Here is a 15,599-nt window from a genome sequence, read left to right as displayed (position 1 = left end):
GCAGACGTCGCCGGTGAAGTCTACGAAGCTTTTTTCGTCGAAGTTTTTGGGGTCGACGGTGGCCGAATGCACGTTGGTGAAGATTTTGAATTCGTTGCTGCAACGTACGTCGTAGCCGTAGCTAGAGGTGCCGTAGGAGATGACTTTGCCTTTATCCGTTTCACGAACCTGACCGCTTTCGAACGGTTCGATCATGCCGTGCTGTTCGGACATGCGGCGAATCCACTTATCGGATTTGATGCTCATGGGTGAAGTCTCGTAGCCACTGGGGGAAATTGGGGCGTAGTTTACCTGTTCGCTTGGGTTCTGTCGAAGCTTCGCTGTGTGCCCTTAAGCCTGCTGGTTTGGGGGCTGTGGAGGCGGGGAATTTGTCCCAAAACACGCTACAAGCACATCCATGTGCGCTTGTTTCGGGCCGTCCATGGCCCTCTACAGTTTTGGAACAAATGCCCCGCCTCCACGAGTCAGTCTTAGTGCTGTTCGCCGCGCTCAGCCAACCATGCTTAATGCGGCTTTACAGACATGCTCGAAATGGAGCCGCTGAGGTTGCGTTCCCGCGTTGAAAGCTCTGCACCCACCCTGCGGGCGATGTCGCCGTAACGGCGGGCCACTTCTGAATCTGGTTCTGCCACTACCGTAGGTTGGCCGCTGTCGGTTTGTTCGCGGATGGTCATGTGCAAGGGCAGTTGGCCCAGCAGGGTTGTTTCGTATTCGTCGGCAATGCGTTCGCCGCCGCCTTCGCCGAACAGGTGTTCTTCGTGGCCGCAGTTACTGCAGATGTGCACGCTCATGTTTTCCACAATGCCGAGAACGGGGATGTCGACTTTGCGGAACATTTCTATACCGCGTTTGCCATCAAGCAGTGCGATATCTTGGGGTGTGGTGACGATAACGGCGCCGGTTACGGGGACTTTTTGGGCCAAGGTGAGCTGGATGTCGCCGGTGCCCGGTGGCATGTCGACAATGAGGTAGTCGAGTTCGTTCCACAGGGTTTGCTGCAATAGCTGCATGACGGCACCGCTAACCATGGGGCCGCGCCATACCATGGGGGTTTTGTCGGTGGTTACGAAGGCCATGGACATGGCTTGTAGGCCGTGGGCCTCCATGGGCAGGAAGTACTTTTCTTCCCGTGTGTCTGGGCGTTTGCCGTTGGGAACGCCGAGCATCATGCCGATGCTGGGGCCGTAGATGTCAGCATCCAGAACGCCTACGCGGGCGCCTTCGGCTTGCAGTGCCAAGGCCAGGTTAACGGCGGTGGTGGATTTGCCAACGCCGCCTTTGCCGGAGGCAACGGCAATGATATTTTTGACACCGGGAACAGACGGCAGGTCTTTCTGAACTTTGTAGGAGTGAATTTTTTGGGCCACGTGAACATCGGCCGCTTCCACTCCGGCAACGCTTTCCAGGGCGTTGGTAACCAGTTGTTTCAGGCCTCCCGCAATGCCTTTAGAGGGATATGGCAGCTCTACCATTAGGGTTACTTTGCCTGCTTCATCCGCGACCAGCGACTTTATGGCACCCAGGTCGTACAGATCCTTTTCCAGGTACGGGTCTCGGTATTCACGAACCGCAGCTTGCAGGGCCTGCTCTGAAATCTGTGTCATCTCATTCTCCGGACTTAGCTCATACTGATTTTTCAGTATGAAAACAGGTGTTTCGGGTGAAAATTTTCTGCTCAAAAGGTATCATCTGGGGCCGTTTCTGACCATACAACCCTATATCTGACGAAAGGTTCGGACACACCATGACGCAAGCGAGTTCAAAGCAACAGCGCGATATTCTGGTTACCAGCGCCCTGCCCTACGCCAATGGCCCCATTCACCTGGGCCATTTGCTGGAATACATTCAAACAGATATTTGGGTGCGCTATCAGAACATGCGAGGCCACAATTGCTACTACGTTTGCGCCGACGATGCTCATGGCACTGCTATTATGCTCCGTGCTGAGCGTGAGGGCATCACCTCTGAGCAACTGATAGATCGGATCCGTGGGGAGCATCAAGAGGATTTCAGCGGTTTTAATATCCACTTTGATAACTACTACACCACCCATTCGGAAGAGAACCGCTATTTTTCCGAGTACATCTACCGGCAGTTGCAGCAAAACGATCATATTGCGACTCGTAAGATCACTCAATCTTTCGATCCCGAGAAGAACATGTTTCTCGCAGATCGGTTTATCAAAGGCACCTGCCCCAAGTGCAAAACCGAGGATCAATACGGTGATAACTGTGAGGCGTGTGGCGCAACTTACACGCCATCTGAGCTGATCAACCCTCGCTCTGCGGTATCTGGCGCTACGCCCATAGAGAAGGAGTCGGAGCACTACTTCTTCAAGCTGCCTGATTTCACCGATTTCCTAACCAAGTGGACCCGTAGCGGCGCGCTGCAGCCACAGGTTGCCAATAAGCTGGCTGAATGGCTTGATGCAGGCCTACAAGAGTGGGACATCAGCCGCGATGCGCCCTATTTTGGTTTTGAAATTCCGGATGCGCCAGGCAAGTTTTTCTATGTTTGGCTGGATGCACCCATTGGCTACCTCGCCAGCTTCAAAAACCTGTGTAACCGCGAAAATATCGACTTTGAACACTTCTGGAAGGTGGACTCCACCGCCGAGGTTTATCACTTTATCGGCAAGGACATCATCAACTTCCACGCTCTGTTCTGGCCCGCAATGCTTCACGACGCTGGCTTCCGCACGCCAACAGCGGTTTGGGCCCACGGCTTTGTGACGGTTAACGGCAAGAAGATGTCGAAGTCCCGGGGTACGTTCATTATGGCCCGCACGTACCTGGATCATCTCAATCCTGAGTATCTGCGTTATTACTTCGCGTCCAAACTTACCGGTGGCGTCGACGACATGGACCTCAACCTGGAGGACTTTGCCGCCAAGGTGAACTCGGATCTCGTGGGTAAGGTGGTCAACATTGCCAGCCGCAGCGCCGGCTTCATTACCAAGCGTTTCGACGGAAAGCTTGGTGAAGTAACCGAGCATGACAAGCTGAAAGAATTCATCGAAGCGGGTAAAGTGCTAGAAGAGCTCTATGAAGCCCGTGAGTTTGGCCGTGCCATGCGTCGCATTATGGAGCTGGCAGATATCGCCAACCAGTATGTGAACGATGAACAACCTTGGGTGATTGCCAAGCAAGAAGGTCAGGATGGAAATCTGCAGGCTATCTGCACCAACGCTCTCAACATGTTTCAGTTGTTGATGACTTACCTTGCGCCGGTATTGCCGGAAACTGCCAAAGCGGCGGAAGCTTTCCTGAATGCGAAGCTTGATTGGAACAACCGCAGTGAACGCCTGGAAAACCACAGCATCAACAAATTCAAGCCATTGATGAGCCGTGTGGACATGGCGCAAATCGAAAAAATGCTCGATGCCTCGAAAGAAGAATTGCCCGCAGCGATTGGCAAGCCGGCAGAGCCCGCTCAGCCCGAGAAAAGCGAAGCCATTGCCGATGAAATAGAATTTGATGACTTCGCGAAAGTAGACCTGCGGGTCGTGAGAATCGTGAAAGCGGAGCATGTTGAAGGTGCCGACAAGCTCCTTCGTTTGACGCTTGATTTGGGACAAGGCGAACGTAACGTGTTTGCGGGTATCAAGTCTGCCTACAATCCGGAGGATCTTGAGGGGCGTCTTACCGTAATGGTAGCCAATCTCAAACCTCGGAAGATGAAATTCGGCATGTCTGAAGGCATGGTTCTGGCAGCTGGACCAGGTGGCAAGGATATCTTCCTTTTGTCGCCAGATTCAGGTTCGACCCCCGGTATGCGGGTAATGTAAACAGAGATCGAGGCAGAGTGCTTCGATGACGCAATGATGACACACTAATGACAGAGTATTTGCTTATATTGGTCAGCACCATTCTGGTGAACAACTTCGTGCTGGTTCAGTTCTTGGGCCTGTGCCCCTTTATGGGGGTTTCAGGCAAGCTGGAAACAGCTATGGGCATGTCCCTGGCCACCACGTTTGTGCTGACCCTGTCGTCGGTGTGCAGTTATCTTGCTTACACCTATCTGCTGGCGCCTCTGGATTTGGCGTTTCTGAAAACCATCACCTTCATTCTGGTTATTGCGGTGGTGGTTCAGTTCACCGAAATGGTGGTGCGTAAAACCAGCCCTCTGCTTTACCGAGTGCTGGGCATATTTCTGCCTCTAATCACTACCAACTGCGCCGTACTCGGCGTGGCACTTCTTAACCTGAATAAAAACAATAACTTCGTTGAATCAGTACTCTACGGTTTTGGCGCCGCTGCCGGCTTTTCGCTGGTACTGGTGTTGTTTGCGGCAATGCGCGAACGTATTGCCGTAGCCGACGTACCCTCCGCCTTCCAAGGTGCGGCTATCGGCATGGTTACCGCAGGGTTGATGTCACTGGCGTTTCTGGGCTTTACCGGCCTGGTCAGCGTTTAACGGAGACGCGTTTTTATGTGGACAGGCATTATTATCGCTGTTCTGGCCTTGCTCGGCCTCGCCTTGGTATTTGGCGCCCTGTTAGGTTTCGCCTCCGAGCGTTTCCGGGTTGAAGGCAACCCTCTGGTGGAGCAAATTGACGGGCTGCTACCACAAACCCAGTGTGGACAGTGTGGGTTTCCTGGCTGCCGCCCCTATGCCGAATCCATTGCCGATGGTGGCCCAATCAACAAGTGCCCACCGGGTGGCGAATCCACCATCAAATCACTGGCAGATCTGCTAGATGTGGAGCCCCAGCCACTGGATGCAGAGCATGGCGTGGAGCAGGCTCGGCGCGTGGCCGTTATCCGTGAAGATGAGTGCATAGGTTGCACTAAATGCATCCAGGCCTGCCCAGTGGACGCCATTCTAGGTGCCGCAAAACACATGCACACGGTTATCGAAAGTGAATGTACAGGTTGCGATTTGTGCGTGGAGCCCTGCCCTGTCGACTGTATCGACATGATAACCATTGAACCGGATATCCGCGGTTGGACCTGGTCTCAGCCTGAGCCAGGCATTATCGCTACGGATCGTCAGGAGGCTAACTCCCAATGACTAAGCTTTGGGACTTTAGCGGCGGCGTTCACCCCGCAGAGCATAAGCAGATTTCAACCAGCCGCCCCATTCAAGTAGCGGGCATTCCCGGGCAGTTGGTGCTGCCACTGCAACAACATATTGGCGAACCCGCAAAGCCAGTAGTAGACATTGGCGACCGCGTACTGAAAGGCCAGAAAATAGCGAACGTTGACCACGGCATGGGCGTTCCGGTGCATGCTCCCACATCTGGCGTGATTGAACGTATCGGCAACCATCCAGTACCACACCCTTCTGGCATGTCGGACACATGCATCGTTTTGATACCCGACGGCAAAGATGAATGGTGCGAACGTTACCCCGTCAGCGACTACCGTAAACTCGACCGAGATCAGGTTTTAGAGATCATCCTATCCGCAGGCATTTCCGGTATGGGCGGCGCCGGCTTCCCCACGAACATCAAACTGAAACCACCTCGGGATCGAAAGGTCGACACCCTGATTCTTAACGGTGCGGAATGTGAGCCCTACATTACCGCCGATGATCTGACCATGCGCGAGCGGGCCGACGAGGTTGTTGCTGGCCTCAAGGTCATGGCCTGGATTCTGCGCCCCGAACGCTGCGTGATTGGCATTGAGGACAACAAGCCCGAGGCCGCCACCGCTCTGCGTGAAGCCATCCAGGGCACCAAAATTGAAATCGCCATCATCCCAACCAAGTATCCCTCTGGTGGTGAAAAGCAGCTGATCCAAATTCTCACCGGCATGGAAGTGCCCAGTGGTGGAATTCCAGCCGACATAGGCGTTATGTGCCAGAACGTTGGGACGGCCCTGGCCGTTGGACAAGCGATTCTTGAGGGCACCCCACTGATCAGTCGCACGGTGACGGCTACGGGTGACGCGGTAGGTAAGCCGGGCAATTTCGAAGTTCTTCTTGGCACGCCTATGGACTATCTGCTTGAACAGGCCTGCCTGCAGCCAGACCGGGCCAACCGCTTGGTTCTTGGCGGCCCCATGATGGGCTATACCCTGACCACCACGGCGGTACCGGTCATCAAAACCAGTAACTGCATTATTGCCGCGACCGCCAGTGAGTTGCCTGCACCACCTCCGGAGCAAGCTTGCATCCGCTGCGGACAGTGCGCGGAAGTCTGCCCCATGGAGCTGCTGCCACAACAGTTGTTTTGGCACGCTAAAGCAACGGAGTTTGAAAAGGCAGAGCATCTGAACCTGTTCGATTGTATCGAATGCGGTGCTTGCTCATACGTCTGCCCCAGCTCTATTCCGCTGGTGCAGTACTACCGCTACGCGAAGGGTGAAATTCGCGTTCAGCGCGCAGAACAACTCAAAGCAGACCGGGCCAGAGAACGCTTCGAAGCTCGACAGGAACGGCTCGACCGCGAGCAGCAAGAGAAGGATCTGCGCCGTAAAGAGCGCGCCAACGCTGCCGCGGAAGCCCAGCTCAAAACGAAGGCCGAAGCTGAAGTGGCTACTGCCAACGGCAAGGCTGTAGATGAGCGAACGGCAAGATCTGCCTTGGTGGAGCAGGCCCTGGCGCGCAAAAAGGCCAGCACCGACGCGGCAAAAGCTCAGGCAGCTGCAGCACCAGCAAAGGAAATGTCCGATATTAAAGCGCTAGAAACGCAATTAACCCAAGCACACGCCAAGCTGGAATCCATGCAAGCCATGCTCGAAGAGGCGAAAGCTCAGCAGGCAGATAACGTGGAAAAACTCGAACGTGCTGTCGCCAAGAACCATGACCGAGTACAACGGGCGGAAGTTGCCCTTGCAGACGCTCGCAAAACGCTGGCGACTGAATCCCAGCCCACCGAACAATAGGAATCAGGCTCAACCTTCATGGCGTTTGTTCAACAGTCCTCACCCCATGCCCATAAGGCACGTCCAACATCCAAGGTGATGCTTTGGGTCATACTCGCGGCATTGCCTGGCTTGCTCGCCCAGACGCTGTTCTTTGGTTGGGGCAACCTGATCAACGTTGTCTGGTGCATTGCGCTTGCTCTGGCCTTTGAGGCGGCCATCCTAAAACTGCGCAATAAGCCTGTCGCATTTGTTCTCAAAGACAACACCGCTGCGGTCACAGGGCTGTTACTGGGGCTTTCATTGCCGCAGTTCGCACCTTATTGGGTATCAGCCGTTGCGGTCATTTCAGCCATCGTGATTGGCAAGCAATTGTATGGCGGGCTAGGCTCCAACCCGTTCAATCCAGCGATGGTAGGCTATGCGCTGGTGCTGATTTCATTCCCGGTTGCCATGACCACCAATTGGGCAGAACCGGCATTGCTATGGAATGGCGCGCCTGGTTTTGGGGACACTTTGTCCGCCATCGCCTCCGGGCAGCAAACAACGGTTGATGGCTGGACCATGGCCACCCCGCTAGACGAATACAAACACAAGATTGCGAACCACACTGCGGCGGAAGTTTTGGCTCACCCCACATTCGGTGAAGGCATTGCCAAAGGCTGGGAGTGGGTCAACGGAGCCTTCTTGGTGGGCGGTCTTATTCTGATCGGCTTGCGGATTATCACTTGGCATATCCCCGTCGCTTTAGTGGCAGCACTGGCGGTAATGAGCTTGGCCTTTGGCAGCAATGCAGATCAATATGCTCCGCTATCACTACACCTGCTGGCCGGTGGCACCATGCTTGGTGCGTTTTTTATTGCAACGGATCCGGTCTCTGCTGCCACCAGTCATCAAGGAAAGCTGATTTACGGCGCAGGGATTGGCATGCTCATTTATCTGATTCGAAGCTGGGGCAACTATCCCGACGCTGTGGCGTTCAGCGTTTTGCTCATGAACTTTGCGGTACCCTTTATCGATCACTACACGCCGCCAAGAACCTACGGGCACCACAAAGCTCGCCGGGGAATGCCCGGTCGGGGCAGGAGCTGAACCATGGCGACTATGATTCAATCCATTCGCCGCAGCGCCATAGGGCTTGGCATTTTTGCGGTTGTTACCGGCGGCACAATTGCGGTTACCCAGTCACTAACCGAGGAGCGGATCACCAAGCAGGCAGCCAGAGCAGAAGCCAAGGCGCTGTTTGAAATTATCCCTGAAAGCGCCCATAACAACGATTTGCTAAAGGACACAGTAGCTCTGCCCGCTAGCAACCGGCTAGCCACAGAGAAACCGGTGACCGCGTGGATAGCACGCCAAGACGGACAACCTATCGGCATGATCATGCCCGCCATTGCACCAGATGGTTATTCCGGCCCTATAAAACTGCTTGTAGGCGTAGATCTTAAAGGTACTGTTCTGGGCGTTCGGGTTATCGGCCACAAAGAAACTCCAGGGCTGGGCGACCGAATTGAAACCAGGAAATCTGACTGGATCAAAGAGTTTGAGGGACGCTCACTCGGCAACCCAGCGCCACGGGAATGGAATGTTAAGAAGAACGGCGGCGTTTTTGACCAGTTTACTGGCGCCACAATCACCCCTCGGGCGGTGGTGAAAGCGGTTAAAAATTCCTTAACCTATTTCCGAAAACACCAACAGGTCATCCAGGCTCAACTGAACAAAACCCCACCAGGGCTTGGCCCTGAGATCACACCCGGGGATCTAACAGACGAATCCCTGAATGTGGAGCAACCCTAACTATGGCAACCAAGACTTCCGGTGAAATTATCCGTGACGGGCTTTGGGACAACAACCCGGCGCTAGTGCAGGTCCTAGGGCTGTGCCCTCTCCTTGCTGTCACCAGCACCGTCGTAAACGCCATCGGCCTAGGGCTGGCAACCCTAATGGTATTAATGGGGTCCAACCTGGCTGTGTCGCTGATTCGAAACTTTGTCAGCGAATCCGTTCGCTTGCCCGCATTCGTGATGATTATCGCCTCATTTGTAACCTGCGCTGAGTTACTTATGCAGGCATACACCTACGAGCTATACCAAATTCTCGGCATCTTTATCCCTCTCATCGTCACCAACTGCGCCATTCTTGGCCGTGCCGATGCGTTTGCTTCACGCAACGCGCCTGGCCCTGCACTACTTGATGGCGCAATGATGGGCGCTGGCTTCTTTATAGTGCTTGTTATTCTTGGTGGTATGCGTGAACTGATCGGTCAAGGCACTTTGTTTGTCGATATGCACTTACTGCTGGGCCCCATGGCTGCCAACTGGGTGGTAGAACCCTTTGCCAACTACCCAGACATGCTATTTATGGTGTTACCGCCAGGCGCGTTCGTAGGCCTTGGTTTGTTGATTGCTCTAAAAAATGGCATAGACAACCACCTCAAAGAACGCCAATCAGCGGCTCAACCCGCAGCAACGCCCGGTAGCAAGCGTGTGCGAGTTACCGGAAACGTCTCATGATCCGCGACCAGAGTTGTCATAAAACACAATGAACAAAGCCAAACGCCTGGAAATTTTCACCCGATTGCGGGAAGCCAACCCCAACCCAACAACGGAGCTGAACTACAGTGATTCGTTTGAGTTGCTCATTGCGGTTATTCTCTCCGCGCAAGCAACGGATGTAGGGGTCAACAAGGCTACAGACAAGCTCTACCCGGTCGCTAACACACCAGAAGCCATATTGGCACTTGGTGTAGATGGCCTAAAGGAATACATCAAGACAATCGGGCTATTTAACAGCAAAGCAGAGAACGTGATCAAAACCTGCCGTATGCTTATCGAAAAGCACAACAGCATTGTTCCAGACAACCGGGAAGATCTGGAAGCCCTGCCTGGGGTTGGCCGCAAGACGGCTAACGTGGTTCTGAACACGGCATTCGGGCAGCTTGCCATGGCCGTGGATACGCATATTTTCCGGGTATCCAATCGCACCGGCATTGCCCCAGGCAAGAACGTCTTGGAAGTAGAAGAGCGCCTGATGCGGTTTGTGCCCAAAGAGTTTCTGCTAGACGCCCATCACTGGCTTATACTGCATGGCCGCTACACCTGCATAGCACGCAAACCTAGGTGCGGTGCCTGCATTATTGAGGATCTGTGTGAGTTTAAACAGAAAAACGACTACCAGTAACACTCGAGCTAAAAGCCATAAAAAAGCCGGCGTTAGCCGGCTTTTGAGAGATCAACGGAAGCTCTTTTTCAGCTCCGGCCAAGCATTTTTTTCTTCAGGCTATTCTGAGCCGGCTCATCTGAGAGCCAAATTCCAAACAGGGCTTTTTTGAACTCAAGACCGCCCACAATGCCTTTATCTTCATTGTTCTTGCGTACCTTTACGCCCTCACCCGGAACATAAACCAGATCAAATACGTCGCCTTCTTTGATTTCCTCTTTGAATACCGCCATAAACTGATCAATGTCCGACTGAATAGACGCCATATCCCCATTCGTAGAAGCTTCGAAGCCTTCCAGAGTTGCCTCAGTCATACGGTCGCTGGTGATCATGCCAGAGGTAATATGCAGGGTAATGGCTTGTGGCTCATCTGCATCAACCACAACATTGCCATTGTTCTGTGCCTGGGGCACATAAAGGCTGCCAACATACAGGTCAATGAAGAACTTCGAGCGAGTACCGGCACCGTTTAGCTGTAGCTCAGTGCTGTTTGCAGTATAGGTATCCGGGACATCGACACCGCCAACGGTTAACGCCATAGCAGGAGCTGAGAGTGTGGCAGCCAGCATCAGGGATGAAAATCCCGTCAAAAATGCCTTTTTCATAGTCCTTTCCTTTTCAATCATTATTATGAGAATTCATTCGTCACCAGGTACGAATCTACAGATCCCGGCGCTGCTATTCTAACAACGACAGAAAGGGTCGGTTCGCCACCTGGTTCTCATTTGCGGGGTTAGCTTTTCAGAGCCACTAAAACACAAAACGCCAGCCATGAGATATGGCTGGCGTTTTGGATGCTACGTCAGAAAAGCTACTTGAACAGCAGGTTGCCAGTCAGACCTTCTTTTTCCAGAATTTCACGCAAGCGCCTGAGCGCCTCTACCTGAATCTGACGAACCCGCTCGCGGGTCAGGCCAATTTCTTGCCCTACTTCTTCCAGCGTGCTGATCGGATAGCCTCTGAGACCAAACCGCCGGGAAAGAACTTCCTGCTGTTTGTCGCTGAGTTGGTCAATCCACTTTCCAAGACAGGCGCTCATGTTGTTGTCCTGCAACACGTCGGCAGGATCAGACGCACCTTCATCGGCCACTGTATCCAATAAAGATTTCTCACCGCCAGCGCCGATAGGCGTATCCATAGAAGCGACGCGCTCGTTAAGGCCTAGCATACGTTTTACATCGTTGACCGGCTTATCGACCAACTGAGCGATTTCTTCTGCCGTTGGCTCATGATCAAGCTTCTGCGTGAGCTCGCGGGCGGCTCGTAGATACAGGTTCAATTCCTTCACTACATGAATAGGCAGCCGGATGGTACGGGTCTGGTTCATAATCGCCCGCTCTATGGTCTGGCGGATCCACCAGGTTGCATAGGTGGAAAAACGGAAGCCTCGCTCGGGATCGAACTTCTCGACCGCGCGGATCAATCCGAGATTACCTTCTTCAATCAGATCCAGCAGTGTAAGCCCGCGATTCACATAGCGACGTGCAATTTTCACGACCAGTCGCAGGTTGCTCTCTATCATCCGCTTACGACCAGACTCTTCGCCCTTGCGCGCCAGGCGTGCAAAGTAGACTTCTTCTTCCGGTGTTAGAAGTGGTGAAAAGCCAATCTCATTAAGATACAGCTGGGTGGCGTCCATTTGCTTTGAACTGCTGTAGTAACGCCCTTTGGTAGGAAATCCTCCATCGACTTCGGCAGCCTCTGGGGCAACCTTATCGATTTTTTCTTCTGCGAGTAACTGGTCCTCGGACTCATCAACATCGGTAATACGATCAACAATGATATCTTCTTGTTCTGCTGACATATCTCTTGCCCCGCCTTTCAACAATCCTGGATTTTCGCTCGATACTTCTTTTTATTGCGAGCATTGGTTATTTATTCTCTATTCAGGACTTCTTCAACAGCCCGCTTATGCGCTTAGGCCACCTTTTTTTCTTGTTTGAAACACCGCGCCTATCGCTAGCGTGGTGGCAGGTAATGGGCTGGATCGACCGGGTTGCCATTTTTTCGGATTTCAAAATGTAACTTAGGCCTTTCTGAACCACTGCTGCCAAGCTCTGCGATAACTTGCCCGGCTTTTACGTTTTCCCCCTCCCTGACTCTAATCCTTCGATTATGAGCATACGCACTCAGATATTGCTCGTTATGATTCACAATAATCAAATTGCCATAACCGAGCAGTCCATTACCGGCGTAGACCACACTTCCATCTGCGGCGGCTCTTACAGCATCCCCGGCTTTCCCGGCAATATCAACGCCTTTATTGACTTTTCCGGATGCTGAATAACCTGCAATTACAGTGCCAGAGTGGGGCCAGCGCCATGGAATGCTGGCCACTGTCTGTGAGCGAGAGGCCAGTGGTGCGGATGTATCTGGCTTGCGAGTGACGGCGGGTTTTCGAGTATTGGCCGCCGTTTGAGCAGGCGGCTTAGCCCGCGCCTTTCTGGTGGAGGTGTTCGCAGCCGGCTTTGATGCCTTTGCCGTTGTGCGGCTACTGGTTCCGGATTTGGCAGTGCCACGAACATCCAGCCGAAGCACCTGCCCTGCCCGAATAGTCCAGGGCGGTCCGAGCCCATTAGCACTGCCAAGCTCGCGGTAATCACGGCCGTAATTCCATGCAATGCCGTACAGGGTCTCGCCCTCGCGAACGACATGGCGCCCCCAGTATACCGGCGGGTTATAAATATCATCCCGATGAAGTGCCTGAGTGTTGCAACCACTCAAGGCACCGGAAAGAAGCAGAATTGGGATTAGCGCAAGCCAGACTTTACTAATTTCAGAAATCCACTTATAAGCCCATAAGGGAAGCTGGGCACCGAAGAGGAACCGCGGGGAGGCCGACAACGCGGCTTGAGCTGACCCACGTAATAATCTCACAGGAATAACTCTAGTCCGGTTATGAGAATTTTGTATAGGCTCTGAATCTGGTCAAAGAAGATCCTGAAGTTTCAAAAGTAACTCGCTAATTTATTGCATATTTCAAAAACAATTCCAAGTTACTCACCACTCATCTCTGTTACCCGCCATGCCCTTTGTTACGGGTAGGAACACCCCTATGACCAAAAAGGTAACATCGGATTAGGGTCTATTATCAGATACCGACGGTTGGCCTTGCTGGTGGCGCTTACCAAACCACTCGACCAGCAAAACCAGAACGATGCCAGCGACAACCATTACCACAGCCATGACAACCTGAGGGTCTTGGCCTGCAATATCCGCAAATGCCCTAGGGCTAATACTGAGCTCACCCAGCGGCACTTGTTCACCTGCGCTATTGGTTCGCCAGCTAAGGGTTTCCTTCCAAGGCCAGACCTTATTCAATGCGCCGATCATAAAGCCAGTAAGCAGAGCAAGTACCGGGTCGTGATGCTTATGGAACGCCCAAGTAATAAGCCTTGCAACAGACAATAAGCCCACGAGGCAGCCTGCCATAAACAGCAGCAAAAAGGCGATATCGAAAGATTTGATGGCGGCTAAAACCGGCGCATACATGCCGATAATAACCAGAATAAAACTCCCGGAAATGCCGGGCAGGATCATTGCGCATATTGCCACAGCACCGGCAGCAAAAAATGCCAAAGCAGAAGGGTTAACCTGGCCTACAGACAAGGTTGTAATCCACCATGCGGCGACAATTCCGACAGCAAGAGGGATAAGCAATGCGACCCGGTAATGCCGTGCCTGCCTGCCAATGTGCCAGACAGACGCCAAAATCAGTCCGAAAAAAAAGCTCCAGATCAGAATCGGGTACTCGACAAGCAGAAAACTGATCGCAGAAGCCAGCGTTACGATACTGACAAGAATCCCCACCAGCAGGGTACTGAGAAAAGTGCCATCACAGGCCTGCCAAAAAGCACCCAACCTACCCCGAAAGAGATCTTTGAATACGGCTCCCGGGACAGCATTAATCGCTTCCAAAAGCCGGAAGTAAATACCCGTTATAAACGCAATGGTGCCGCCGGAAACGCCAGGAACAATATCCGCAGCACCCATCGCCATCCCCCTCAAAAACACCGAAGCTGGATGTTGTGTGCGCTCGCTGTTTTGCGCAAGGGTTTCCTGCTGCTTTTGAATCAACGGACAACTCCGCCCAGCAAGGGCACAAAGCGAACAGGCTCTAGCTCACGACGTTCAAACTGGTCACCGTTGCGAATCACTTCAACAAGCACCTGCTGTTTTTCACCAACAGGAGCGACCAAAACGCCACCATCGGCAAGCTGATCCAGCAACTCTGTCGGCACTTCCATCGGAGCAGCCGTAACAATAATGCCGTCAAACGGCCCTCTTTCTGGCCACCCCATACCACCGTCTGCATGCTTGAGCATGACATTGCGGATATTGATTTGCCGTAGCCGATCCCGGGCACGATCTTGAAGGGGTTTAATGCGTTCAACACTGTAAATCTGGCCAAACAACTGTGACAACACGGCGGTTTGGTAACCGGATCCTGTGCCCAACTCCAGCACCCTGGCGGGCTCGTGCCTGAGCAGCAGCTCCGTCATTCGCGCAACGATATAAGGCTGGGACAGTGTCTGGTTATAGCCTATAGGAAGCGACGTGTCCTCATAAGCCCGGTGCGACAGCGCCTCATCCAGAAAAATGTGACGCGGTATCTGCCCCATTACTTCCAGTACGCGATCTGACGTGATACCCGATTCCTTGAGGCGCTGCACCAAGCGCATACGCGTACGCCGGGATGTCATCCCGATACCTTGAAGCTCGCCGCTCACGCCCCATCCCCCATGGATGCGTGGAGAGAGTCCACCCAGGTTCTGAGAGACACAAGCGCCTCATGGCGAGTCATGTCGATGTGAACCGGTGTCAGCGAGACGTACCCTTGTGCCACCGCGTGAAAATCGGTTCCTGGGCCGGCATCGCCGCCTTTTCCGGCCGCGCCTATCCAATAACGCTCCTTGCCCCGGGGGCAAGTCATAGGGACAGCACCCTCAGCTCGCTCCCGGTCACCCAACCGGGTCACTCGGAAACCTGCAAGCTCTTCCCAAGGGATATCCGGTACATTCACATTCAAAATGGAGCGCGGCCCTAAAACAAAAGGACGGTCACTTTCGAGAAGCATGCGTACAACTTTGGCGGCTGTATCGTAATGATTACGCCCCTCACTCACCAGTGAGACAGCAATAGCCGGCAACCCAAGGTGGCGGCCTTCCGTTGCGGCCGCTACGGTGCCTGAATAGATAATGTCGTCACCGAGATTGGCGTGAGTGTTAATGCCCGACACCACCCGATCGAAAGGCTCATTGAACAGCCCATTCACTGCCAGATGCACGCAGTCGGTCGGTGTTCCATCGATAGAGCGAAAACCATTGGGATGCTGCTCAACCGTTAAAGGACGATTAAGCGTCAACGCATTACTCGCCCCGCTGTGATCTCTATCAGGTGCTACTACTTCCAGGTCGCCTAGACCTTTAAGGCCCTCATATAGGGCGACAAGTCCCGGTGAATGAACACCGTCATCATTTGATAACAGAATACGCACAGTACTCTCCACTAAATAGCTAGCCGTGTTGTTTGTTATGTTGGCCGAGGCTCATGTCCTCAAGCTCAAAAATA

Annotated in this window: 16 protein-coding genes; 8 read left to right on the top strand and 8 right to left on the bottom strand. The window is 53.3% G+C overall.

The features are described from left to right. On the bottom strand, positions 1-246 hold a 246-nt coding region (locus ACTH3S_RS14605; RefSeq protein WP_441809738.1), incomplete at its 3' end, for a dCTP deaminase domain-containing protein. Positions 247-503: 257 nt separating this feature from the next. Further along, the gene (gene apbC / locus ACTH3S_RS14600; protein ID WP_441809737.1) at positions 504-1,604 is read right to left on the bottom strand and encodes an iron-sulfur cluster carrier protein ApbC; all 1,101 of its coding nucleotides are present in this window, start codon (positions 1,602-1,604) and stop codon (positions 504-506) included. Between the two features lie 140 nt (positions 1,605-1,744). On the opposite strand from apbC, the gene metG reads away from it, so the two are divergent. The 8 genes from metG to nth are packed head-to-tail and all read left to right on the top strand — an operon-like array spanning position 1,745 to position 9,989. Further along, positions 1,745-3,787 (top strand): methionine--tRNA ligase, encoded by a 2,043-nt coding sequence (metG, locus tag ACTH3S_RS14595; RefSeq protein ID WP_441809736.1) that lies wholly within the window; start codon positions 1,745-1,747, stop codon positions 3,785-3,787. 47 nt (positions 3,788-3,834) lie between these two features. Next, a complete protein-coding gene (gene rsxA / locus ACTH3S_RS14590; RefSeq protein WP_441809735.1) occupies positions 3,835-4,416 on the top strand; it encodes an electron transport complex subunit RsxA in 582 nt (193 codons plus the stop codon). A 15-nt stretch (positions 4,417-4,431) separates the two neighbouring features. Next, positions 4,432-5,013, top strand: a complete 582-nt coding sequence (rsxB, locus tag ACTH3S_RS14585; protein WP_441809734.1) for an electron transport complex subunit RsxB — start codon at positions 4,432-4,434, stop codon at positions 5,011-5,013. Then, entirely contained in the window at positions 5,010-6,830 is a 1,821-nt protein-coding gene (gene rsxC / locus ACTH3S_RS14580) for an electron transport complex subunit RsxC (RefSeq protein WP_441809733.1), read from the top strand. Before rsxB ends, rsxC begins: the two co-directional genes overlap by 4 nt. Before the next feature lie 18 nt (positions 6,831-6,848). Continuing rightward, the gene (gene rsxD, locus ACTH3S_RS14575; RefSeq protein WP_441809732.1) at positions 6,849-7,901 is read left to right on the top strand and encodes an electron transport complex subunit RsxD; all 1,053 of its coding nucleotides are present in this window, start codon (positions 6,849-6,851) and stop codon (positions 7,899-7,901) included. A 3-nt stretch (positions 7,902-7,904) separates the two neighbouring features. Further along, positions 7,905-8,606, top strand: a complete 702-nt coding sequence (rsxG, locus tag ACTH3S_RS14570; RefSeq protein ID WP_441809731.1) for an electron transport complex subunit RsxG — start codon at positions 7,905-7,907, stop codon at positions 8,604-8,606. 2 nt (positions 8,607-8,608) lie between these two features. Continuing rightward, entirely contained in the window at positions 8,609-9,322 is a 714-nt protein-coding gene (locus ACTH3S_RS14565) for an electron transport complex subunit E (RefSeq protein ID WP_441809730.1), read from the top strand. Between the two features lie 28 nt (positions 9,323-9,350). Continuing rightward, a complete protein-coding gene (nth, locus tag ACTH3S_RS14560) occupies positions 9,351-9,989 on the top strand; it encodes an endonuclease III (RefSeq protein WP_441809729.1) in 639 nt (212 codons plus the stop codon). 68 nt (positions 9,990-10,057) lie between these two features. Here the strand turns inward: nth and ACTH3S_RS14555 are convergent, their stop codons facing one another. The 6 genes from ACTH3S_RS14555 to surE all read right to left on the bottom strand — a co-directional run bounded on the left by ACTH3S_RS14555 (position 10,058) and on the right by surE (position 15,525). After that, positions 10,058-10,633, bottom strand: coding sequence for a chalcone isomerase family protein (locus ACTH3S_RS14555; RefSeq protein ID WP_441809728.1), 576 nt, complete (start codon positions 10,631-10,633; stop codon positions 10,058-10,060). Positions 10,634-10,839: 206 nt separating this feature from the next. Further along, positions 10,840-11,832 (bottom strand): RNA polymerase sigma factor RpoS, encoded by a 993-nt coding sequence (rpoS, locus tag ACTH3S_RS14550; protein ID WP_441809727.1) that lies wholly within the window; start codon positions 11,830-11,832, stop codon positions 10,840-10,842. A gap of 155 nt (positions 11,833-11,987) precedes the next feature. Then, positions 11,988-12,812, bottom strand: coding sequence for a peptidoglycan DD-metalloendopeptidase family protein (locus ACTH3S_RS14545; protein WP_441809741.1), 825 nt, complete (start codon positions 12,810-12,812; stop codon positions 11,988-11,990). 294 nt (positions 12,813-13,106) lie between these two features. Then, complete coding sequence (locus ACTH3S_RS14540; protein ID WP_441809740.1) at positions 13,107-14,027, bottom strand: DUF368 domain-containing protein; 921 nt, start codon at positions 14,025-14,027, stop codon at positions 13,107-13,109. A 74-nt stretch (positions 14,028-14,101) separates the two neighbouring features. After that, on the bottom strand, positions 14,102-14,731 hold the full coding sequence (locus ACTH3S_RS14535; protein ID WP_441809739.1) for a protein-L-isoaspartate(D-aspartate) O-methyltransferase: 630 nt from the start codon (positions 14,729-14,731) through the stop codon (positions 14,102-14,104). A 23-nt stretch (positions 14,732-14,754) separates the two neighbouring features. After that, the gene (surE, locus tag ACTH3S_RS14530; RefSeq protein WP_441809726.1) at positions 14,755-15,525 is read right to left on the bottom strand and encodes a 5'/3'-nucleotidase SurE; all 771 of its coding nucleotides are present in this window, start codon (positions 15,523-15,525) and stop codon (positions 14,755-14,757) included. Positions 15,526-15,599: the final 74 nt, after the last annotated feature.

It is taken from the genome of Marinobacter sp., assembly GCF_052094685.1.
Lineage (GTDB): Bacteria > Pseudomonadota > Gammaproteobacteria > Pseudomonadales > Oleiphilaceae > Marinobacter.
Note: the sequence above shows the minus strand (reverse complement) of the source record. Positions and strands in the feature narration are given on the sequence as shown.

What these genes read in the sequence shown, in the direction of transcription:
- nth (WP_441809729.1), top strand. Translation starts at nt 9,351, where the DNA reads ATGAACAAAGCCAAACGCCTGGAAATTTTCACCCGATTGCGGGAAGCC.
- ACTH3S_RS14535 (WP_441809739.1), bottom strand. Translation starts at nt 14,731, where the DNA reads ATGACATCCCGGCGTACGCGTATGCGCTTGGTGCAGCGCCTCAAGGAA.
- rsxC (WP_441809733.1), top strand. Translation starts at nt 5,010, where the DNA reads ATGACTAAGCTTTGGGACTTTAGCGGCGGCGTTCACCCCGCAGAGCAT.
- ACTH3S_RS14565 (WP_441809730.1), top strand. Translation starts at nt 8,609, where the DNA reads ATGGCAACCAAGACTTCCGGTGAAATTATCCGTGACGGGCTTTGGGAC.
- ACTH3S_RS14540 (WP_441809740.1), bottom strand. Translation starts at nt 14,027, where the DNA reads ATGGCGATGGGTGCTGCGGATATTGTTCCTGGCGTTTCCGGCGGCACC.
- ACTH3S_RS14555 (WP_441809728.1), bottom strand. Translation starts at nt 10,633, where the DNA reads ATGAAAAAGGCATTTTTGACGGGATTTTCATCCCTGATGCTGGCTGCC.
- metG (WP_441809736.1), top strand. Translation starts at nt 1,745, where the DNA reads ATGACGCAAGCGAGTTCAAAGCAACAGCGCGATATTCTGGTTACCAGC.
- rsxD (WP_441809732.1), top strand. Translation starts at nt 6,849, where the DNA reads ATGGCGTTTGTTCAACAGTCCTCACCCCATGCCCATAAGGCACGTCCA.
- rsxB (WP_441809734.1), top strand. Translation starts at nt 4,432, where the DNA reads ATGTGGACAGGCATTATTATCGCTGTTCTGGCCTTGCTCGGCCTCGCC.
- apbC (WP_441809737.1), bottom strand. Translation starts at nt 1,604, where the DNA reads ATGACACAGATTTCAGAGCAGGCCCTGCAAGCTGCGGTTCGTGAATAC.
- rsxA (WP_441809735.1), top strand. Translation starts at nt 3,835, where the DNA reads ATGACAGAGTATTTGCTTATATTGGTCAGCACCATTCTGGTGAACAAC.
- rsxG (WP_441809731.1), top strand. Translation starts at nt 7,905, where the DNA reads ATGGCGACTATGATTCAATCCATTCGCCGCAGCGCCATAGGGCTTGGC.
- rpoS (WP_441809727.1), bottom strand. Translation starts at nt 11,832, where the DNA reads ATGTCAGCAGAACAAGAAGATATCATTGTTGATCGTATTACCGATGTT.